The 22,291-nt window shown below is 39.5% G+C and carries 20 protein-coding genes and 2 pseudogenes; 5 read left to right on the forward strand and 17 right to left on the reverse strand.

Features of this window, described 5'->3' with window-relative positions:
* Window positions 1-98 precede the first annotated feature (98 nt).
* A pseudogene (locus tag ACE2AL_RS05440) lies at window positions 99-1,308 on the forward strand (tyrosine-type recombinase/integrase).
* Between the two features lie 1,029 nt (window positions 1,309-2,337).
* On the opposite strand, the gene ACE2AL_RS05445 reads toward ACE2AL_RS05440, so the two are convergent.
* From ACE2AL_RS05445 to ACE2AL_RS05485, 9 genes and pseudogenes are all read right to left on the reverse strand, one after another.
* The gene (locus tag ACE2AL_RS05445; protein WP_375084122.1) at window positions 2,338-2,820 is read right to left on the reverse strand and encodes a VOC family protein; all 483 of its coding nucleotides are present in this window, start codon (window positions 2,818-2,820) and stop codon (window positions 2,338-2,340) included.
* 14 nt (window positions 2,821-2,834) lie between these two features.
* Window positions 2,835-3,224 carry a VOC family protein gene (locus ACE2AL_RS05450; protein WP_375084123.1) on the reverse strand — a complete coding sequence of 130 codons (390 nt, stop codon included), beginning with the start codon at window positions 3,222-3,224 and terminating at the stop codon, window positions 2,835-2,837.
* A gap of 77 nt (window positions 3,225-3,301) precedes the next feature.
* On the reverse strand, window positions 3,302-4,072 hold the full coding sequence (locus ACE2AL_RS05455) for a DUF6597 domain-containing transcriptional factor (RefSeq protein ID WP_375084124.1): 771 nt from the start codon (window positions 4,070-4,072) through the stop codon (window positions 3,302-3,304).
* A 159-nt stretch (window positions 4,073-4,231) separates the two neighbouring features.
* On the reverse strand, window positions 4,232-5,869 hold the full coding sequence (locus tag ACE2AL_RS05460) for a methyltransferase domain-containing protein (protein ID WP_375084125.1): 1,638 nt from the start codon (window positions 5,867-5,869) through the stop codon (window positions 4,232-4,234).
* Window positions 5,870-5,879: 10 nt separating this feature from the next.
* Entirely contained in the window at window positions 5,880-6,137 is a 258-nt protein-coding gene (locus ACE2AL_RS05465) for a YjhX family toxin (RefSeq protein ID WP_375084126.1), read from the reverse strand.
* 690 nt (window positions 6,138-6,827) lie between these two features.
* Complete coding sequence (locus tag ACE2AL_RS05470; RefSeq protein WP_375084127.1) at window positions 6,828-7,241, reverse strand: hypothetical protein; 414 nt, start codon at window positions 7,239-7,241, stop codon at window positions 6,828-6,830.
* Window positions 7,242-7,368: 127 nt separating this feature from the next.
* On the reverse strand, window positions 7,369-7,623 hold the full coding sequence (locus ACE2AL_RS05475) for a hypothetical protein (protein ID WP_375084128.1): 255 nt from the start codon (window positions 7,621-7,623) through the stop codon (window positions 7,369-7,371).
* Between the two features lie 7 nt (window positions 7,624-7,630).
* Window positions 7,631-7,828: pseudogene (locus ACE2AL_RS05480) on the reverse strand (tyrosine-type recombinase/integrase); the annotation flags it as partial.
* Window positions 7,829-7,897: 69 nt separating this feature from the next.
* A complete protein-coding gene (locus tag ACE2AL_RS05485) occupies window positions 7,898-8,143 on the reverse strand; it encodes an Arc family DNA-binding protein (protein ID WP_375084129.1) in 246 nt (81 codons plus the stop codon).
* 306 nt (window positions 8,144-8,449) lie between these two features.
* Between ACE2AL_RS05485 and ACE2AL_RS05490 the strand changes: the two genes are divergently transcribed.
* The 3 genes from ACE2AL_RS05490 (at window position 8,450) to ACE2AL_RS05500 (ending at window position 12,177) form a co-directional block, all read left to right on the forward strand.
* Entirely contained in the window at window positions 8,450-9,640 is a 1,191-nt protein-coding gene (locus tag ACE2AL_RS05490; RefSeq protein WP_353169062.1) for a hypothetical protein, read from the forward strand.
* Window positions 9,641-10,470: 830 nt separating this feature from the next.
* Window positions 10,471-11,277, forward strand: a complete 807-nt coding sequence (rhaS, locus tag ACE2AL_RS05495) for an HTH-type transcriptional activator RhaS (RefSeq protein ID WP_206082890.1) — start codon at window positions 10,471-10,473, stop codon at window positions 11,275-11,277.
* A gap of 42 nt (window positions 11,278-11,319) precedes the next feature.
* Window positions 11,320-12,177: a helix-turn-helix domain-containing protein gene (locus tag ACE2AL_RS05500; RefSeq protein ID WP_206082889.1), complete on the forward strand. Its 858-nt coding sequence runs from the start codon at window positions 11,320-11,322 to the stop codon at window positions 12,175-12,177.
* Between the two features lie 33 nt (window positions 12,178-12,210).
* Here ACE2AL_RS05500 and rhaM read toward each other — a convergent pair whose 3' ends face one another.
* From rhaM to rhaB, 6 genes are all read right to left on the reverse strand, one after another.
* Window positions 12,211-12,525: an L-rhamnose mutarotase gene (rhaM, locus tag ACE2AL_RS05505; protein ID WP_206082888.1), complete on the reverse strand. Its 315-nt coding sequence runs from the start codon at window positions 12,523-12,525 to the stop codon at window positions 12,211-12,213.
* An 11-nt stretch (window positions 12,526-12,536) separates the two neighbouring features.
* A complete protein-coding gene (gene fucO, locus ACE2AL_RS05510) occupies window positions 12,537-13,688 on the reverse strand; it encodes a lactaldehyde reductase (RefSeq protein WP_272573363.1) in 1,152 nt (383 codons plus the stop codon).
* Window positions 13,689-13,727: 39 nt separating this feature from the next.
* On the reverse strand, window positions 13,728-14,762 hold the full coding sequence (gene rhaT / locus ACE2AL_RS05515) for an L-rhamnose/proton symporter RhaT (protein ID WP_206082886.1): 1,035 nt from the start codon (window positions 14,760-14,762) through the stop codon (window positions 13,728-13,730).
* 74 nt (window positions 14,763-14,836) lie between these two features.
* The gene (gene rhaD, locus ACE2AL_RS05520) at window positions 14,837-15,658 is read right to left on the reverse strand and encodes a rhamnulose-1-phosphate aldolase (protein ID WP_206082885.1); all 822 of its coding nucleotides are present in this window, start codon (window positions 15,656-15,658) and stop codon (window positions 14,837-14,839) included.
* A gap of 10 nt (window positions 15,659-15,668) precedes the next feature.
* Window positions 15,669-16,919: an L-rhamnose isomerase gene (locus ACE2AL_RS05525; protein ID WP_272573365.1), complete on the reverse strand. Its 1,251-nt coding sequence runs from the start codon at window positions 16,917-16,919 to the stop codon at window positions 15,669-15,671.
* A 44-nt stretch (window positions 16,920-16,963) separates the two neighbouring features.
* Entirely contained in the window at window positions 16,964-18,412 is a 1,449-nt protein-coding gene (gene rhaB, locus ACE2AL_RS05530) for a rhamnulokinase (protein WP_272539044.1), read from the reverse strand.
* Window positions 18,413-18,594: 182 nt separating this feature from the next.
* On the opposite strand from rhaB, the gene ACE2AL_RS05535 reads away from it, so the two are divergent.
* Entirely contained in the window at window positions 18,595-18,810 is a 216-nt protein-coding gene (locus ACE2AL_RS05535; protein WP_047756975.1) for a YccJ family protein, read from the forward strand.
* 81 nt (window positions 18,811-18,891) lie between these two features.
* On the opposite strand, the gene ACE2AL_RS05540 is transcribed toward ACE2AL_RS05535, so the two are convergent.
* Complete coding sequence (locus ACE2AL_RS05540) at window positions 18,892-20,232, reverse strand: 2-carboxy-D-arabinitol-1-phosphatase (RefSeq protein ID WP_375084130.1); 1,341 nt, start codon at window positions 20,230-20,232, stop codon at window positions 18,892-18,894.
* Between the two features lie 271 nt (window positions 20,233-20,503).
* Window positions 20,504-22,258 (reverse strand): sigma 54-interacting transcriptional regulator, encoded by a 1,755-nt coding sequence (locus tag ACE2AL_RS05545; protein ID WP_206082881.1) that lies wholly within the window; start codon window positions 22,256-22,258, stop codon window positions 20,504-20,506.
* Between the last annotated feature and the right edge of the window lie 33 nt (window positions 22,259-22,291).

Genomic DNA, 22,291 nt, shown 5'->3' on the forward strand with positions numbered 1-22,291 from the left:
TATATCAACCTACATCAAGTAATATTTGTTGGTATATGCGTTGGTACATACAGGTTCAATGAACTCTTATACCAACACAAACTCATGGGAGTTCCTATATAGCACTAACAGATGTGAAGGTAAGAACGGCAAAGCCTGCCGATAAAGGATACAAACTCACTGACGGTGAAGGAATGCATCTTTACGTGCATGCTAATGGTTCTAAATACTAGCGGTTACAATATCGATTTGACGGAAAACAAAAAACATTGGCACTTGGCGTTTACCCTGAAATTTCTTTAGCGGATGCAAGACTGCATAGAGATGAAGCAAAACGACAAATTGCTACCAACATTGATCCTTCAGAGCAGAAAAAGCTTGAAAAGATAGAACGTAAATCGGCGGTGAATAATACATTTCAAGCAGTAACCCTTGAATGGCACGAATATAAAAAGCCAAACTGGTCTAAAGGTTATGCTGAAGATCTGATGGAGTCATTTGAAAATGACATTTTCCCAGATCTAGGTAAAAGGCCAATTGCTGAAATAAAGCCACTAGAAGTACTTAGTACGCTGCGTAAACTAGAAAAAAGAGGAGTGCTAGACAAGTTACGTAAGATCCGTCAAGCATGTAACCAAGTCTTCAGATACGCTATTGTAACGGGTAAAGCTGAATATAACCCTGCCTCTGAACTTGCTAGCGCATTAACACCTCCCAAAGCACAACACTATCCACATTTACTCGCAAACGAATTACCTGAATTTCTTAATGCATTAAATCATTATTCAGGTAGCCCAATCACTCGGCTAGCAACTAAAATTTTGATGTTAACAGGCGTGAGAACTATTGAGCTACGTTTAGCCGAATGGGGCGAGTTTGATTTCGAACGCTGTATTTGGGAGATCCCCAAAGAAAGAATGAAAATGCGCCGCCCGCATCTTGTTTCATTATCGACTCAAGTCATCACGGCATTACGTGAAGTTCAAGCCATTACTGGGCGCTATAAATTGGTATTCCCCAGCAGAAATGACATTACTAAGCCAATGAGCGAAGCGAGTGTTAATAAGGTTCTTAGACGTATTGGTTATCATGGAAAAGTGACTGGACATGGCTTTAGGCACACAATGAGCACTATCTTGCATGAGAAGGGATTCAATACGGCATGGATTGAGCTTCAACTCGCTCACGTTGATAAGAACACGATCCGTGGCAGGTATAACCATGCTCAGTACCTTGAAAACAGAAGAGAGATGATACCAGTGGTATGCGGATTATATTGATGAATTGGAGTATGGGGCAGGGAATGTGGTGAGTGTGAATTTTAAGTGAAAAATAACCATCTTTATATAAAGATGGTTATTGACTATATATTTTAATAAGAAATTTTACAGATAAAATATCAGTTATTTATTGTACTAGAAAACTAGACTCATTCTCATTGAGAAAAAATGAGTGTGTCTCTTATTATATTCTAGATTGGTTGAGATAGTTAAAAATGAAAAAATATTTTAAAATTTATTATATACACATCAGTTTTTCTTATTTCATCTATCGCTGTGTATCAATTTAATGAGCTGGAAAATATTGTTTGCAGCTCTTCTTTCAAAAAAATTTCTATTGAAAAAATGTGAAGCTATCACTAAATTCTACCTATACCTTGGGGGAGCATGAAGGTTGGGTGAACTTAAAAGGGAAGTTTAATTATAATGGTGTAAGAGTGATATTGCAAGAAAAGCCTATTTTGACATTATAAAAATTGGGGATAGCATAAAAATAAAATCTAAAAAAATATTCTGCTTAAGGTGGATAGTACAGATACAACTAAGTTAGAAAATTACCTGACTCAAGCGTATTTAGACCCGAATCTGGATATAGATATTCTTATTTATCCTCTGTAACTCATTCGTTACTTTTATAAAAACATTCGATAATTATATTAAAATGAGAGAGGAAGGATAACCTAAGTTTCTATTTCTATTTCTATTTCTATTTCTAGCCATCTTCTGAATAATTAACAGGTAGACTTTTAGTATCAGAAGTGATCTAATTTATAATAAGGGAATTCCATCTGAGTAGATACGATACAAGGTCTCGGACATTCCATACGTTGAGTTATTTAATATAATTTTTAGCTGGATTACGTTAAGGTAATTAATTTACTTAAAATTTATTAATAGCAAAAAATAATTCAACTTTTGTATGCTGTACACCTATCAGGAATTCCCTATTTTTAAAAAATAGACCATACCGGTATGGTATGACTCTTGACGTGCAATTAATAATATACCACCCACTACAATTAAGGAAGACTCTTATGTAGACAATGATGAGTGTAGTTTACTAAGGATTTTTATGTTTTCATCGCTTATCGAAACTAAGTATAATTTTTTCAGCGATGTCTTTTGGGCAATATGTTTTTTTTATAATTTCGTCAAGATGCATTTCTTGATGATGTAACCTTTTTACCACGGTAACAAGATCTTCACCCACATGGATAATGTGCCTATCAGGATCATAAAATCGAGCAACTCTTTGTTCCCATGGGAAAGTAGTGATTTTTTCGCCTAAAAACTCGAGTTCTTTGTTTTCTATCCTTGCAATAAATTTATCAAAATGATTTTCTTCAAAGTATAATTCAACATTGTTATTTGGTTCAAATACACATGCTATTTGGCTATTAGTAAACTGTTGCCAAGACTCTCTCGTTTGTAAAGCAATTCCACCACTTAGAGTGACATTAGCACCTAAATCTGAAATGATTTTTAATTGTAAAATGTGAGTGTAAAATTCAACTGACTTTTTTATATCATTAACAACTAACATCGTACATTTATATTTCATAATTTCATCCTATATTAAATTTTCTCTTCGACAATTGTGATCACATAGCCATTATTATCTGCAATCGCAAACTCCTTACTACCATAAAATGTAGTATGTATATCGATAAGGACTAAGGCTTTATCTTTAACTAAATTATACATATCATCAAAGTTATCTACCACAATATAGAGTGAAATAGAGGGGCTAACCTTTTCTGTATTTAAAATAGGGTACTCTGCAATAAAATTATCTTTTTGTTGTAGCATTATTAATTGGTCATCTTTAGAAAGAATCGCAAAATTTAAATAACCTTCATGACTGGCGACTGAGTTAATGAGTGAAAAACCAAGTGTATCACAATAAAAACTGACACTTTCTTTAACATTAGTAACCATCATATTTGTCGTTATTGATTTAATCATTTCATATTCCTTTTTTGAAAACTATAGTTATTATATAAAATATAAATTAAAATTAATTGTAAAAATACGCCATATAATTAATTTTTATAACGACGAATAAGTTCTATAGGTGTAATGCCAATATTTTTCTTAATATCATGAATAGTGTGAGATTGGTCGTAATATCCTTCTATGTTATTATGTTTTTGTTCAGAAGAACAAAGTTGTTTTAATGCTAGTTGAAATCGGATAACGCTTAAAACCATTTTAGGGGAAATACCAAAGTGCTTCATGAAAAGCCGCTGACATTGGCGAGGGCTATAATTTAACTTCTGGTAAATTTCAGTCGTTGACATAAAAGGGGAGGTGCTATAGATTTGATCAAATAATAGCATAAAATATGAAGGCTCTTTTAGTTTTATTAGTTCAAATAAATATTTCTTCAATAGTGATTTAATCTGTAATATTGGTAAAGAGAAAAAATTTTTTAAGTCGAAATCATGATCAATATCGTTTATAGGAATAAACTTATCCATCACTTGGTATGCTGAAACTTGAGTGAGTTGGTTAAATGCACCAGGCTTCATTCTTACGCCAAGATACTGAGAATTTGGGGATATTTTAAAATGGAAGCTAGTTTTACTCATTCCTGCATAACCTATACGTTTATTCTTATAATCCACAATAAGATCAATGCAACCATCTGGAATGATAATATTATCAACACATTCATCTGTATTGGGTAACGATGTCATTTCCCAAAAACAAATAAAAAATCTTTCAAATAGAGGATATTTTTTTTCTACATACCGAACATGTTTATTGAATTCATGGTTAAGCATATAGGGTATTTGGATAGGGTTATACATCTTTTTTCCTGAGCATGATGCTATCAAATAGCTCATTTTATATCTAATTACAGATAGGTTCTAACAAGATTGATCATTTCTGTAGCTAAGATCACCGCTTTTATCTATGCTAGAGTGGTACTGTAAGTATCCCCAGAAAGAAATACTGGGGATCTGTTGTTACTTGGCTATAAGCGCAAACACACCCCAGCCGAAGTATTCCCGCGCGTACGTTACGTGGCGTTTCGGTGAAATATTTAGCTCAGTCCTGACCTCTGCAACGAAGTCGTCGTTAGGGTTGGCTTCCAGCCAGCGGCGCATGGTCAGCCATTTCGCGGCCTCATACCGGTCCCAGCCTTCCTGATCTGCCAGTACCATTTCCACCACGTCATAGCCGAGGCCGTCGAACGCGCTGACAAGCTCTGGCAACGTCAGGAAATCAGCTATCGTGCTGACACCACAGGCCTGCGCTATCTCTTCTGTTTCGGGTAACTGACGCCAGTAGGGTTCGCCGATAAGCATGAATCCGCCTGGTTTCAAGCTCTGAGCTAGCAACCCGACGGTTCCAGCAAACCCACCAGCAATCCATGTCGCGCCGATGCAGGCGACCGCGTCGAATTTCTCCTCTGCAACATACCCGGTGGCGTCGTTATGTATGAACTGCACCCTGCTGCTGACGCCGAGTTTTTCTGCGCGGTGTCTGGCCTGTTCGCTGAACAACTGGCTCATATCGATACCGACCCCGGTAATAGCGTGATCCCGGGCCCAGGTACAAAGCATTTCCCCAGATCCGCTGCCGAGGTCGAGAATATGGGTATCTGGCTTCATGCGTAGCACGCGGCCTAGCGTGGCGTACTTCTCTTCGGTGAACGGGTTGTGGATGCGGTGTTCGCTTTCACTTATGGTAAATATACGTGGGATATCCAATGCTGAATTCCTTTTATTATGTTGAGTATTAAGAGGAAGTTCCTCTGAGTTTTTTGCTTTTTCAGCCAGCAGAGCAAATAGTTTCCCTTCAAATGTCTCGCTGACTGGCCAGTCGTGGCTTTCAGGAGAAGGAAGAAGGGTAAATCCGACATTATCGAGCAGGCTGACGTACTCGTCATCGCGCCAGGCCGTCATCTGGCTACCGAATCGTGTGGTGTGACCGTTTGCCTCTATGGTCCAGAACTGTGTTGAGCTGGTTTGCGCTTCTTCATCCCAGCCATGCTCCGTCAGAAGCAGATGAGGGACGTCCAGAAACAGTCCGTCTGGGCAGCGCTGCCAGCTTGCTTTAGCCATTCCCTGGCGTTTAACTTCTTCGAAAGTATGGACTTCAGTGAGCAGCTTGCCACCAGGCTCTAGCCAAAGCGCGCAGCGGCTGATGATGACGCGCGCATCCACCGTGCTGAACACATTCAGTTCCCCAAACGTCATCATGATGAAATCGAACGGCCTATCTGGCCAGTATGTGCGAATATCCTGCTGAACATAGTCGATATTCAAATTGGCATTCTGCGCCTGCAGGCGAGCCCAGCTCACGGATGCTGGTGAGAAATCCACGCCGGTACAGTGAAATCCAAGCTCCGCTAAGCGGTGGGTATAAAAGCCAGGACCGCAGCCGAGATCGAGGATTTGTGCACCAGGTAATAACTGGTTTGCGATCCATTTTACCTGCTGCTCAATGACGCTCTGTCTACGGCTGGCCCAGTCGTGATCTTGCGATAAATGGTTCGCCAGCATGCGTTGGCTGAAGGCTGGTTCATCCCAGGGAATTTTGCTTTCATCCTCTGACAGCTGGATGTGTCGGGATGCAGAAATAAGGGTATTGATATCCATTATGCTCTCCTTAACGGTTATCAAGCTGTGCGCGAACATTATTCAGCCCGGTGGTGTTGATTCGGTACGGCTGACCATTGACGGACTTGATAAGTTTTTTGGTTTTGAGTTTTTTGAAAGTGGTGAGGGTACAGTCGGTGAGCAACAGCCCTTCACGGGTGTAGCATTCAACGGCGGTGATGCGGCCAGACGCATCGCAGACGTGCGCGATACAGCCACCTTTGGCGAGAACGTGTAAGGTACGTTGTTCCTGACGGGATAAATTCATACTGAAGAACCTGTTTAATCATCATGTGCAAAACTTGCAAACACACTGCGGTGTCCACATTCGATTTCGGCGCATTGATAATCAGTTCGGCCTGAAAAGGTCGGTAAGCTGATTATCGGATGATTACATTCTCCAGCATCAAAGCCTCGGGTTGAGTTGAAAGGTATTTACAGGGTGTAATGTTAACACACAATTTAAATATGGGTATGTACGGTACAATAAAGTGTGATTTACTTCATCAAATACCCTTTTTTAACTTTGGCCTACTCCCCGTTCATTCACATAGAACTCCGTTAGCATTGTCCGCAATTCGCTCATACCAGACTGTCAGGCATAGTTGTGTTTTATCAATAAAACTTGTCAGTAAGGTCTGAGCTGATATAAGTAAAATAATAAAGCCACTCTTGATGCTCGCACTGCTCGCTACTCGCTAGGCATTTATGATTTTTTTTGGGGCCATTGGCATCACTTCCTAAATAGTCTTCACAACTCGTTTCTGGACATTTCTGAGTTAGGGATTATGTGGAATCAACGTATTTTCAGATTAGCTCCAGTATGCAAATGGCATACTCGCTACACAGAGTAGTTTGTAACATAGCGGGAAGTAGTTCCAAGTGATTGCACTTGTTATACTGGACTTCTAGCTATTCTTACATAGGGAAAATTGTCGATATTGGACAATTTAAAAAGCTATTTTTCGGAGAGCTCATTCTTGAGCATATTTAATTTCTCACATAAATCATCAATATGATCACTAAGAAATTTTGACACATGTTGAACTTCACTTTTCTCGGTAGGTAATTCGTTAGCTGAGCGAAAGTTCATTTCCTCTTCAGCCCATGAGATTAAAAAATCATATACTTCTTGCTCTTCAGAAGTGAGTACGGAAGGGGGTACTTGGTGACTTCTATGTATTTTCAATGAAGTAAACTCAACAAAATGCAGCGCTCTATACAAGTCAACTATCATCGAAAATGTATCCGCAGCTAAGGATTCATACTTCCCTAACTTGTTCCTTTCCCATACGTTAGCTTCAGGAGATAATATACTCAGTGATTCAATAATTTTCCTAAAACGAGCTAATGGATAAGCATTGCTACTCATATTACGCCTATGCCCCCATAGCTTTAATATTAACTCAACAGCTTGCTATTGGTATTTTTCTTTTTTCTCTGGACTCTCTTCATGCTCAGCCCTTTGCATCAACTCAGCTAGGTGATGGGACATCCATTTACCTAGAGTGTTCGTTGAGCCAACCATGCAGTAAAAATGGGTCATCATTTATCTCTAATTCATGTCCAGCAGGTGGCAAACGGTAGTCATGGGAGTCGTCAGATGTTTGAAGCGCTCTAATTAATGAAACCCCAATTTCTGGATTAACAAGGGCTGAGGATATTCTTGCACTAGAACGATGATTACTGGTGCGAATATCATGATATGCATCCACAACTAAATTGCCATCTTCAGAGCTTAATCCTAGCTCCAACTCAACATCATTTAAAACTCTCCACTTTTGCTAACTGGGACATATTTGGGACGCAAGTGCCAAAAATAGTGTCTATTTGCTTAGCGTGTTCAATTGAATGATTAGGTGCTAAGTGAGCATATCTTCTCACCATATCAACTGATTCCCAGCCGCCCATTTCTTGCAGAACTGAAAGTAGGACGCCAGACTGAATTAGCCAACTCGCTCATGTGTGCCGTAAATGACGTAAAAATCAATACTATCGTGAGTGAGAGAAAGCCCTCAATAGTGGGGACTACTTCTTAATCCCTAATTTTTCCTTAACGACTTCCATCTCTCGTTCAAGTTGGAATATGAGCTCAGCCACATCGCAAATCGTTAAAACTTCAACATGAGAATGACGCAATATCCAATATTCGATAGCTGCGACCATTGCTTGATTTGCTGACCGATTATTACATTCAGCTAACTCTTGAATTTTATTTTTTAAATTAGTCAGTAATCTGAGGTTAATCTGCGGATGCTTATATTTTCTTTCCATGCCACCTATCCTCAAAAACTCTCATTCTAGATAGGTGTTTTTTAGGTATCAATGCGTACTAAGTAGGTATTACTGTGTATACCCACAGTCTATTAATGGGTAAGAGAGTTAAGTTAGATTTATTTATTAGAGTTGTTATTTTTAGTACATGCACTACTTTTAATCAATTGATGACATTTAATTCCTTTTAAACTCTTAGTGTGAGTAATTTCTGGTTACAATTTATGCGTGTATTTCATACTCAGATAAATAAAAGGGTTATATGATTAATGCAACTTAAAATGATTAAAAATTATGGTGCAAGGTATGAATAAGATAATACGTTATTTTGTGTGTGTGACTGTACTCGCTATGAGTGCGCTTACTCCTGTTTCGTATGGAGATAATTTGCGCGTTTCTGTTGGAGCTACAGGTTATCTGGGAGAGGTTTCACCGCCTTTGAGGGTGGTTAATTTTCAAGAGCGAGCAGGAACAAGTAGGATCAATCCAAATTTCCCATTTATTGAATTGATAACATGGAAGAAGGGAGGAAGCCCTAACTGGGAATACACCTATTATCCACCTGAAGGGGCATATGGCGTTACGCTAGTTAATGAATTTGACAAAAATAATAGAATAATCTTGCTGATAAATGGCACATTTAGTGTGAAATATTTGCGGTATAAAGTTATTGGTGACGCAAATTCAGGTTATATGTGGGAAGGCGCTTCCTTTACGCTGAAAAACTCAAAAATGACATCATCAGATAGAATGTATCATGTACCTATTGGTTCTTCGCTTCCAAATCCATTAAATTTTGGACTGGAACCTCAAAGCGGAGTGAGTGGCTATTTAGCTAATAGGATTCAAGATTCTTCAGTTGCTCCTATGCAGTTCACAGGCATTATTACGAGCTATTCTGCGTATGCACCTCAACCACTAAAAAAAGGTCGTTATTTTGCAGATGATAGGTTAATCATGGCGCATCGTGATGGCCCTGGTGATGGTTTTTCAGTTAATCAATCGAATGCTACATTCATTAATGAGTATCAAGATTTAGGTGTATTTGCAGTAGATACATGTAAAGTTGCTCCAATTACAAATACTAAAATTAATTTTGGTTCTCAGCTAGCGGGGACCTATCCAAGCCCGAAAAATTTAGCGAATGCCCTTGCTCAAATTAATGTCAGCTGCCCAAATACAGGTAAATACTTCATGTCTGTTAAGCCAAATAACGCTTTGGTGAGCGGAAATCAAACGGGCATGGTGTTAGAATCGTTAGATGGCCATTCTGGTGATTTGCCCTATATCGCTACATCAGTAGGAACGGCAGCAAAAGGTAATGAAGTTTGTACTACCGACTCGTCGCAGGCCATTAAATATACAGAGAGCAAGCAAGTTTATAGCACGGTAGGGAAAAATTTTATTCAAGGGCTAAACTTTGCTTTATGTGTTAATGGGGAAATAGCACCAGGGGGTTATAGAGGAAGTTTAGATGTCAATTTTCTTATTGAGTAACCACGGCCTATGACATAAAACTAAAACAGTCCTTAGTGGCTGTTTTTGGTTTAAATACCAGATGAAGTGCGAAATTTTATCACCAGTAAACACGACAAATTTCGATGTGCTGCCTGTGGTGAAGGGGGACGATGTGCTCAATTGCAATTGATATTAGATTCGGCGGGTTTGGTGATGCAGTGATACGTAACGACAATATTTTAGAAGTTAAAGGGATATTTAATATATCATCAATTAAGTATATGTACGTTGTTAACTACTAGGTTTAATTTACTGTGACGAGCTATGCCGAAATTGTGATACAAAAAATGAGAGGGGAATGATAGGACGTGGTTGTGACGTTCAAGTTTGAATATGATTGAACGACTTTAAACAACTTTGAATTACTTTATCTTCTTTGTAGCTTTTGAACACTGAGATAGACTGTAATTGACTGATTATAAAGTATTAATTCTACACTCTTCTAAGCCATAGGCCACCATTTCGAAAAGTGAAAATACAATGTTATGTTTTCATGTGATTACAGCTTATTGATAACCAATCCTATTTTGATAAGTCAGATAGTTAACTAGCTGGTGATTGCCCCCTTTTGCAAAACTGCGATCTTAGATGAAGTCGCCTTTGTGTATTCAAGGTCACATTTTGCACATTTATTTGATGAACTCTTGAAAATATAGCCAATAACTTGTGATTGCTTGGTAGTAATTTCAAGGTGATTTTAGATGAGAACGCTAGAATAGGGATATAAGGGTATTTACGATGGGCTAATGAATGATAAGTAAGTCCATGGTAGGTTCTACGGGGGAGGAGTGTTTACTCGGAGATCTTTCATGAAACTCTATAGCGAAGATTTTTTTATCACACCACAGCAGCACATTACGGTTGAACCAAGAGTGCCTCAGCCTATTTTTCCTGAACATACACATGATTTTAGTGAGATTTTTTTGGTAACTCAGGGCATTGGTCTACATATACTTAATGGGCGGCCTTATACATTATGCCCAGGTATGGTGTGTTATATTAAATCCAGCGATTATCACTTATTTGATAATGTCTCTAACCTCAATTTAACTAACGTGTTATATCGTTCAGACTCCAGCTTTACTTATTTAAATAATATCAGTCATTTTTTCCCTGCGGATACTGAAAAAAACATTTCCCATTGGCTATTAAATAAAGAGCATTACAATAGAGCGCAACAGATTATCGTTAAACTCCATGAAAGTGATTCTGACCTTGCGTATACTGAGAGCCTTTTTTTGCAGTTAATTGTTAATCTGCAAGAGGGGCGTTATAACTATGTAGGTGAAGGGAATAATGAACAACGGATTATCCAAATGCTACGCTGGTTGAATGCAAACTTTACGGAAGAAATTGATTGGGAAAGTTTAACGACTCAGTTTTCGGTCTCGTTGCGGACTTTTCATCGCTATATGAAAAATAACTTAGGTATATCGCCACAAAATTACTTAATAAAATTGCGGTTATCAGAAGCTTATTATCAAATCCGTTTTTCGGATAAAACCATTACGGATATTGCGTTGGAAAATGGTTTTAATGATAGTGCGTATTTTTCGACGTGTTTTAAAAGCGAGTATAATTTCACACCTCGTGACTTGCGTCATTGTAGCAATTAACAAAGATCGTCATGATCATCCATATTCTTTTCTGAGGTGGCCATGATACAAAAAATTCTGTCTCTCAACAGCGGTGATTATTTTATTCGGCCTGAAAATACTGTGACGATAGAAAAGCGAGATTCTCAGGAAGATTTTATTATTCATCGTCATGATTTTAATGAGTTTGTTATTGTTTTTTCAGGAAATGGTTTACATCATTGGAATGGTTCTGATTACCCAATTACTTGTGGAGATCTGTTTTATATTAATGCGGAGGATTATCATGGCTATCACTCTGTAAATAATTTAAAGCTAGTTAATATATTATACAAGCCTAATGAGTTTCTCATAAAACAATCTATCGAACAGTATGTACCATTAAGCCATGAGCCGATAATATCTCGGCATTGGAAATTACCGCCTTCAAGTTTATCGACTTTAACGCCAATTATTGAAAAAATGGCATTAGAGTGCCAAAAACCTGATATCCCATCCATTCATCTTTGCGAAGGGTTATTCTTACAACTGGCAATTTATATTTATCGTTTACGGTATCAGCCAGACCAAGTGCCAATAAGCTTATTACATCAACTGGATCAGTTAATAAACCGTTTAAATCTAAGTATCAATACGCCATTTTCATTAGATAAGTTTGCTCAGGAAAACCAGGTGTCCGCTCGTTCATTACAGCGTTTATTCAAGTCGAAAACAGGAATGACGGTAATGGAATATCTGCAACAACTACGTTTATGCCAAGCGGCATTATTATTACGTAGTACTTCATTGTCGATCAGTGAAATCGCTGGGCAATGTGGTTATGAGGATAGTAATTATTTTTCGAGTGTTTTCCATAGAAAAATGAATATGACCGCAAGTGCATATCGACGCTGTTTTTTACAGAAAAATAAATTGAGGTAAGTGCTAGCCAAAGGCTAGCACTGTCTGGGGGGATTAGTCTAAATAAAATACCGTTCTTAACTCATCACTGATAGGGCTGTTGTCAGGATTTGATGGCATAATATCCGACATATATTTCCACCATTTTTGGCATACTTCCGTTTGTGCAACGCTATCCCAGCGTTCTTGTGATTCAATTTCCACATAGGCGAACAATAAATTTCGCTTGTTATCTAAGAAAATAGAATAGTGATGTGCACCGTGTTCTTTGAGTGTAAGCACTAATTCAGGCCAAATTTCATCGTGTCGGCGCTGGTATTCTTGGTGGGCGTTAGGAGCAACTTGCATCACAAATGCTTTTTTTATCATGATACTGTCCTCTAATAAATCGCTTGATATAATTCAGCGATATCCTCTAATGTTGCGTCACGTGGATTACCCCCAGTACACACATCATCAAAGGCGGCTTGAGCAAGGGAGGGAATATCTTCTGGTTTCATGCCGATTTCACGCAGTTTTTCAGGAATACCAACGTCTTTGTTTAGCGCAAAGACAGCTGCAATGGCGGTATCTCTGGCTTTTTGAAGTGGTAGGGAGTCTATATTTTTTACGCCCATTGCACGGGCGATATCGCGGTATTTTTCCCCTGTATAATTTGCGTTATACGCCATGATATGGGGCAATAAAATGGCATTGGCGACGCCATGAGGTGTATTGTAAAACGCCCCAAGTGGGTGAGCCATACCATGAACCAACCCTAATCCAACGTTAGAGAAGCCCATTCCAGCCATATATTGTGCGAGAGCCATTGTTTCAACGCCGTGCGGGTCGCCCTTAACGGATTGCCGTAACGAATTGCTGATCAACTCTATGGATTTAAGATGCAGAGCATCGGTAAGTGCCCAAGCTCCTTTCGTGATATAGCCTTCAATGGCATGAGTGAGGGCATCAACGCCAGTAGCGGCTTTTAGGCTAGCGGGCATAGATGCCATCATTGAAGGGTCAATAATCGCAACCACAGGGATACAATGGGGGTCAACACACACAAATTTACGGCACAGTTTGTTGTCCGTGATGACATAGTTAATCGTGACTTCAGCCGCGGTTCCAGCGGTAGTTGGGATGGCGATAATTGGAACCGCTGGGTTTTGGGTAGGAGCGACACCTTCTAAGCTCACCACATCTTCATATTGTGGATTATTGATAATAATCCCAATCGCTTTGGCGGTGTCTTGTGGAGAACCACCACCGATAGCGATAAGATAATCTGCATTAGATTGTTTGAAGGATTCTAGTCCTTGTTGGACCGTATCGATGGTTGGGTTAGGAATAACGGCATCATAAATGGCGTAGTCTAATTTAGCGTTATCTAATAATTGGGTAACTTTACTGACAACATTAAATTTAACCAGATCCGCATCCGTAACAATCAGTGCTTTGTTAAATTGGCGTTTTTGAATTTCCTCTACAAGGTGATTAATAGCTCCCTCGCCAAAGTATGAGGTTTCATTGAGTATCATTCTATGGGTCATCGCTGACCTCCCGATCGATTAAAATAAAAAGTCGTTACGTTATGCTGCCATTCCCAAGCCAACAATGTTTGCAGCTAAGATAATCACTAAGCAGCCTAAACATAAAATTCGGACAGGTTTTCTGCCAGTGCCTTTCCATTCTTTTAGGGCTAACCCCACAATACCGCCACACAGAACATAAAAACTCATATGTAGCATCCAGCTCATAAAGCCGTATTGTGATGGGATATTGGCGTGTCCCCATGCGTAGAAGAAGAATTGGAAGTACCACATACCGCCACCCAAAATGGCAAATAAAATATTGCTGACGAGTAGGGCTTTGGGGACAGAGATATCTGATTTGAAAGAGATATCTTGGCGGTAAATAAGCCTAATAAAACAATAGCCTAAGTTGATTAATGCGCCGCCGCCCATGATGATGACGTAACTTGGTAATGCGACATAAAGAGAAGAAACTCCGAGGGCAGCGGAAGCTTCGTGCATAGGGACGGCTGCACTCATGGCGAATGACATACCGGCTGAGAAAATACCGCACATGACTGCCAGTAATAAGCCTTTTTTCAGGTTAAACTCTTCAGCTTGCACTCCGGTCGCCTTTTCTTTCAGTAACCCAGCATAGGAAACGATAGCAACCCCTAGAACAGCCACTAAGACACCAAGAATCGTTAGTTTTCCGCCAGTCGAGGCAATCAACTCGCCAAATGTGCCTTGAATAATAGGGGTCATCAAGGTACCAACGATGAGTGTAATACCAATGGCAATCCCAATCCCCATTGACATACCTAAATAGCGCATGGTCAAGCCATAACCAATATTACCAACCCCCCACATGGCGCCAAATAAAAATACAGGGATCAGAATACTTGCACTGAAAGAGTTGTAATAGGCCCAAAAGTCAGGAAGTAAAATATAACTGATGGTCCAAGGTAAAATAATCCACGAAAAAATACCGGCAATGGACCACATCGTTTCCCATGACCAGTTTTTAACTTTCTTTAATGGTGCGTAAAAGCAGGCAGCTGAAGCTGCGCCGACAAAATGCCAAAAAATACCGAGTAAAATTCCACTGCCCATGAACTATTCCTCTCTGTTTATTATCGTTTTAATTTCTCTGTGGAAGGAAAGGGGTATCCACAGAGAAACAGGTTTTATTTCAATGCATCAGACATTGGTGTGACATTAAATCGCTTGGCAAGCGCAATCAGATTTTCTGTTGAAATAGTTTGTTTTTTACCACCCATGGAGAGAACTTTTACCAATATCTCCGCAGATTTTTCTGCGGTATCAATTAAACCAAAAGCATCATCTAAAGTTGGGCCAGAGCCAAAAATACCGTGGAATGGCCAAAGTACTAAGCCATGTTGTTTCATTTGTTCCGCTGTTTCTAAACCGATACCATCTGTGCCGGGGACCATCCATGGCAGCACACCAATACCATCAGGGAAAACTACCAAACATTCGGTACTCATTTCCCATAAATGACGAGTGATGGATGCACTATCGAGTGGTAAAACATAACTTAATGCAATGATGTTAGTTGCATGACAGTGCATGATGACGCGGTTAGTGCCATTAGTGGCTTGCATACGTGTGATATGCGATTGAAAGTGTGCAGCAAATTCAGAGGTTGGTATTGCACCATTCACAAAGCCCCAAACAATGTGGTAACCCTGGCCTTCGCTATCGATACGAACCAGACCTAAGTTATCTGCGGGGTCTAAGGCAACGTTACGGAAAAACTTACCGGAGCCTGTAACAATAAAATATTGGTTTGCGAGCTCTTTAACTGGCTCTGTCGCTTCGATATAACGTGGGTCAGCGTGAAAAGTGTGTTTAAATGGCGAAACATCGTCTTCGGTGAGTCGTAAGCTCACATTACCGCCATTACGTTCATCCCAGCCTTTGAGCCACATATCGCTGGTGGCTTTTATCATTCCTTGAACAAACCAAGATGTCAGAATATCTTGCATACAATTCACCTTAACGTGTTAATAATGTTGATTTTTCGTATTGTTTAACTTCATCTAACCATTTTTCGCCGACAGGAACATTGTTGCGTTCGCAATATTCATCCCAAACCGCTTGCCATGGCAGGCATTTTTGTTCTTCTAATAGCGCAAGACGAGCCGTGAAGTCCCCTTCAATTTCGAGTTGGCGTAGTCTTGCTGTTGGTTCAAGTAAGGCACGTAGTAAGGCTTTTTTCATATTTCGAGTCCCAATGACCCAAGCGGCAATACGGTTAATCGATGCATCAAAGAAATCGAGGCCAATATGCACACGATTTTTTAAGTTATGGCGAATGATTTCATTGGCAATGGCTTGAGTCTCATCATCTAACAAAATGACGTGGTCACTGTCCCAACGTACAGGGCGACTGACGTGCAGCAGTAGACGTTCAACATAAGGAATGACCGCTGAAATTTTATCCGAAATGACTTCGGTTGGATGGAAGTGCCCTGCATCTAAACATAAAGCGGTTTTACGTGTGATGGCATAGCCCAGATAAAACTCACTGGAGCCTGCGGTGTAAGATTCTGCGCCAATACCGAATAATTTACTTTCGACGGCATCGATATGATATTTAATATCAATTTTTTCACTGATAATTTCATCCAATGACTCGACTAAGCGTTGACGAGGAGCGTAGCGGTCAATAGGGAGATCTTTCATGCCGTCAGGGATCCAAATATTCATCACGGAAGCGCTGTTTAATGACTCACCAAAATATGCAGAAATACGGCGGCAAGCTTGCCCGTGGCCAATCCAGTAGTCTCTAATTTCTTTATTGCTATGAGTAAGAGTTGCTTCGCTACTGAGCGGATGGGAAAAGTAAGAAGGGTTAAAATCGAGTGCGATATGGTTTTTTTTCGCCCAATCAACCCAATTAGCAAAATGGCGAGGTTCAATTTCATTACGTTCGACGGCAGTATCTGCTTCGAGATAAAGAGCATGCAAGTTAACGCGTTTAGGGCCTGGAATTAAGCTCATTGCTTTATCCATATCTGCACGTAATTCAATCGCATTAGTCGCTTTGCCGGGGTAATTACCTGTAGCTTGAATACCGCCGCTTAAAGCGGTTGCTGATTTTTCAAAGCCGGCTACGTCATCTCCCTGCCAGCAATGCATCGATACAGGCAAGTCAGCCATAGCTTGCATCGCTAGTTCAGTATCGATACCAAGGTCAGCAAAACGTTGTTTGGCAATAAGATAACTTTCTTTGTAATTAGACATGAAATTTTCCTTATAACTTATCGATTTACGGTTAATAACCTGAGTTAGCCCGTAATGGTTTTAAATCGTTTCCAAGGTTCATCCAGTGCGATGCTTTGAGGTTGAAACCAACAAAGTTCAGTATTTTGCGCAATAATGGAGCGCAGAGTGGGGACATCTGGAATGGTGTTTAGGGCAATCAACTGATACCCAATATTGCCTAAGGTGGAGGCTTCAACCGGTCCTGCACTCACAGGAACTTCGCAAGTGTTGGCGCATAATTGGTTAAGTAGAGCATTTTGGCTGCCACCACCGACGATATGCAGCTGTTGTAATGGGGAATGATTAACCTGTTGTAATTCAAGAAATACTTGACGATAAAGCAGCGCTAAACTGTCGAAAATACAGCGAGCTAGCTCAGCGACAGTATTTGGGACGGGTTGTTGGTTTTCCCGACAAGCCTCTTTAATGGCTTGGCTCATCGACTCTGGGTTCAAGAACCGGTTATCGTTGGGGTTGATCAGATACGTGAATGCTGGAATTGCTTCTGCCGAGGTAATGAGACTGCAAATATCTTGCACATTGTGCTCAAGGCAAATGCGTTGGAATAACCATAGCCCCATAATATTTTTTAGAACACGGTAGTGACCATTAATCCCACCTTCATTGGTAATGTTGGCAGAAAATGCGTTTTCACAAGTACAAGGGGATGTGCGCTCGAGGCCCATTAATGACCATGTTCCTGAACTTAAATAGGCACCATGGCTATCGGTTATCGGTGCCGCAATGACAGCGCTGGCAGTGTCATGGCTTGCCACAGCAATCACGGGGATTTTTTGGCCTTTGGGTGTGTGCCAATAGCCAATGGTATTACCTGGTTGCTTGATTTCACCTAATAAACGGCGTGGCAACTGTAAATACTCGACTAATTCATCATCCCAATCGCCCGTTTGCAGGTTAATCATTTGGCTGGTGGAGATATTGGTATATTCATGGTTGATTTTCCCAGTTAAGCGGTATGACAAATAATCAGGGATCAACAATAAATGATGTGCTTGTTCCAGCCATTGAGGGTGTGATTGTTGTAAGGACTTCAATTGGTATAAAGTATTGAAAGGGAGGAATTGGATCCCAGTTTTTTGGTAGATGTTCTGCACACCTAGATCGGCTTGAACTTGTTCCATGACACCTTGAGTACGGTTATCACGGTAGGAAAAATGACGACCAACGGTAGCCCCATCACGGTCAAGGAGGACATAATCAACCCCCCAAGTGTCGATGCCAATGCTGTCAATATTGATACCAGATTGCTCTACACGATGTAAGCCAATCAGTATCTGAGCTTCAAGATCATCCAGATCCCAATAACAGTGTTCACCTTCAGTGATCAAATGGTTTGTAAAACGATGAATTTCATCTAACGATAATTTTTTATTATGCACATCATAGCAAGCCAACATGACACGACCGCTAGATGCGCCTAAATCAATAGCAACAACATGGCGAATATTCATGACTTTTTTTATCTCTATTACTTAACTTATAGTCATATACTAGAGAGAGTGAACAATGAGCGCGTTTAATGGAGCGCCACTAAAAAGGAAAAATGGCAATATATTTAAAGTCACAGTGATCTTATTCACAGAGTTGAAATATATGAGTATTTTTATCAGAACCATTGAATCAGGAGCGAATAATGAAAGATCCTCACCATATAGCCGAATGGGCTAAAGTTAGAGAAACCTCAATTGAAATTGCTCAAGCTATTTTTGAATTAGCGAATAATGATGAAGTGCTAGCGGAACAAATTTGGGAAGAAGGCTCTGATGAGGTTTTACCTCTTGCCTTTTCGAAGACCACCGCGGATAGGCTATATTGGGGGGAAGAAACTATCGAAAGGAAAAATGTATAATTCGTTTTGAGCTTTTCTGAAGAGATAAAAACCTCGCAATGGCGAGGTTTTTTATTGGCGATTATAAGGTGTTAATTTCTCTTATTTACCATTAAAAGACTGGATATTTTTGACACTGAATTTTTCATTTTTATATTGCAGGGTAATCAGTTGTAAGTCTTTTTTAGGGATGAATTGGTACTCTGGCTGAACTTTATTTAAAAATGCACTGAAAATAATCGGGTGAGTAACCACCATCACTTTTCCTGTATGGAATTCATTTTGGATACCAATATCTCTGAGTAAGCTTTCTAATCGGTAGGCTGCAATAGCCCCAGTTTCACCATCGACTGGGGATTCAAAGCTCAACACATTTGTCCCTGAATGTAGCTTGGCAAACTGGCCTTCAGGTTCTTTTTCTAATGTGCTGATTTTCTCTGCTTCCCAAAGGCCAAGGAAAATTTCATCTAAATTACGATTAATTTGGATTGGTAGGGGGCTATTTTCAAATAAGTGGTTTGCAGTATATTTGGCTCTATTTAATGTGCTGCTATAAACCGCAAAATAGTCAGTAGGGTTAATGTGTTGTTTCAATTGATTAACCGCCGCAACACCTGATTTACTGAGATCGGAGTCTGAGGTACCTTCCATTATATTGGCATCATTTAAAATAGTCATTGGGTTGATGACAATCGAGATTTCAAGAGGCGGAAGTTTCTCTTGTTTTGCATAACCTGATTTTAAATAATCCGTATTATTAAAGTCGAGAAGAGTAAATTGCCCATCTTTATATTTTAATACCGAAACGGCAGTATTGCTTAACCCTGATAATGGTTCATCTTGACGGTATTTTTGCAAATAAAATGCCATTGATGAGTGGCCAACGGCTAAAATATTACCTGTTTCATTTTTATGGCGATTAGCAATATCCAATAATGCAGACTCGAAGCGTTGAGAAAAATCATACATGTTTTCAGTGTTGACGATAGATTTGAAGTTTTTGTCCTTATAGTGACCAAAATAGTATTCAAATTCATTACCAGAATGGCCGTATTGGCTCGTTAAGTCATCAATTCTACCACCTTCAGCGTTACCCCAAGATATATCTTTTAGGTTCTCAATCTCAATAATATCCATATTACGGCCAGTTAAAATATTACTGGCAGTTTCATGGGCTCGACCTAATGTACTGCTATATCCAGCAATAAAATTGACATCTTCTAGACCTAAACCAAGGCTACGTGCATCATAGCGTCCTTTGGCTGTGAGCTGAGCATTACCACCTCCGCCAATGGTCATTTCTTTAATATTTGAATAAGTTTGCCCATGTCTAACAAGGTAAAAATAAAGGGCATCGTTATCTGATGTGGCTAAAGCACTGGTGGAGATTATTGAAATAAGTATATAAAATAACAAGAGAATCTTAGTTTTAATTCTTTTCATGTTTGCACCTATAATTTATTTATGATGCCATTCTTAGTGGCATAATTAACCTGTCTACCAATTGATTAAAAATAAATTGGCGCTCCTAATCTAAGTAAAATGAATTAGGATTAATTGTATTTTTTAGCCAGATATTCTTGAAATTGGCGAAAAAACCAAAGTGGGTAAGATGGTCATCACAAAAAGACTGTTCATTTTGTGATTGTTTTTAGATAAGTGAAACAGATTGGCGTAAAGGGGAAGAAGGCAACATGCGTACCCAAAATGAATATCAGCTGGTGATATCGTATTTTTTTAATCGGCGATACAGTGTTGCAATACTTAAACCTAATATTTGTGCCGCTTCTTTCTTTCCGTTCATGGAGTAACCCGTTTTTTCAAGTACGTGTTGTATGGTCTCTTTTTCATAATGGTGCGTAGGTACTGCGGCGGTTTTTGTGATGTAGCCTAATGATTCTACAGATGAATTTGTTTTTGTAATATACTCAGGCAAATGGCTATGGTTCATTTCAGGCAGATCGCCTTGCATGACATAAATATACTCGATGACATTGCGCAGTTCACGTATGTTACCTGGCCAATGATAGCCATATAAATAATTCATTACTGTATCAGGGATCTTTTGCTTTTCTCTATCATATTGTATTGAAAATTGGTCAGAAAAATACTTTGCTAAATCAGCAATATCTTCACGATGCTCCCGCAATGCAGGAACAGGGATTGGCACAACATTTAATCGGTAATATAGGTCTTCTCTAAACGTTTTGTTCTCGACCATCTCTAATAAATTTTTGTTTGTGGCTGCAATAATGCGGACATCGGTAGGTATTTGGTTATTTGAGCCAACTCGGGTGATGGTTTTATCTTGTAAAACGCGCAGTAATTTAGCCTGTAATAACAAAGGCATATCACCAATTTCATCGAGGAATAGGCTTCCCCCATGAGCTAATTCAAACTTACCTATACGCCCTTTGGGATCCGCTCCAGTGAATGCGCCTCTGATATAGCCAAAGAGTTCGCTTTCTAGGAGTTGCTCTGGTATTGCAGCACAGTTTATGGTGACAAAGGGCTGATCATGTCGAGCACTTTGTGCATGTAGAGCATAAGCGACAACTTCTTTTCCTGAGCCACTTTCTCCCGTGATCAGCACGTTTGCATGGCTGATAGCAACCTTCTTGATGGTTTGTTTAAGGTTCATCATGGTTAATGAATTACCGATTAACTGGGAAGGGACTTCGCTGATTTCAACGGATGATTGATTGACATGAGTAATATAATCACGGGCATCCTGAAAAATGATCATGGTTAACGTATCATTTTCCAGTGAAGTAAAAGTGACATTACGACAGAGTACATGATAGCGCTGGCCTTCTAATTCTAGCCATGCTTCTTCATCACCATATAAAATATCCCCTGTTAGCTCAAAGGACAGTGACAGGCCTATAATATCTTTATTAAAAAAGCGGGATGCAGAGCGGTTGGTATGCCAAATTTTTTGTTGGCTATCAATTGCTATCACGCCTCTATCCATGGCATCAATCAATCGTCGGAATGCATGTAAAGATTCTTGGGCTCTCAAGCGTTCAAGACACTCAAAGACCTTACTCGATATCATTTCAGCAATCTGTTCGATGAATGTGATGAATTTATTGAGTTGCTGAAGTAATACGGCTCGCTGTTGTTTAGTCGAGCAAATAATACCAATGACCCCGATGACTTTGCCATTTAAAAAAATCGGTGCGTTAAGGTCTAATTCTTCCGTACAAGTTTCTCGATTTTCACATAGATGACAGAGGTTATTTTCCCCTGGATCTTTAATTAATACGGTTTCTTGTACTCGTAAAACATGACGATAAATGTAGCCGTTACGTGAAACGTTTTGATTAAGCATGTGTTTGTAATAACCTGTTCCTGCAATACGGATCAGATATTCATCAATAATTTCGACATCTGTTCCAGTCACGCCAGAAATGGCTTCTGCATAATGGCAAATTTCATTTTGGATAGTACTCAGAATGGATGTCATTTTTTTCCTTATTATCAAGATTGATAAATATTA

The sequence above is a fragment of the Providencia xihuensis genome, from assembly GCF_041953405.1.
GTDB classification, from domain to species: Bacteria; Pseudomonadota; Gammaproteobacteria; order Enterobacterales; family Enterobacteriaceae; genus Providencia; species Providencia vermicola.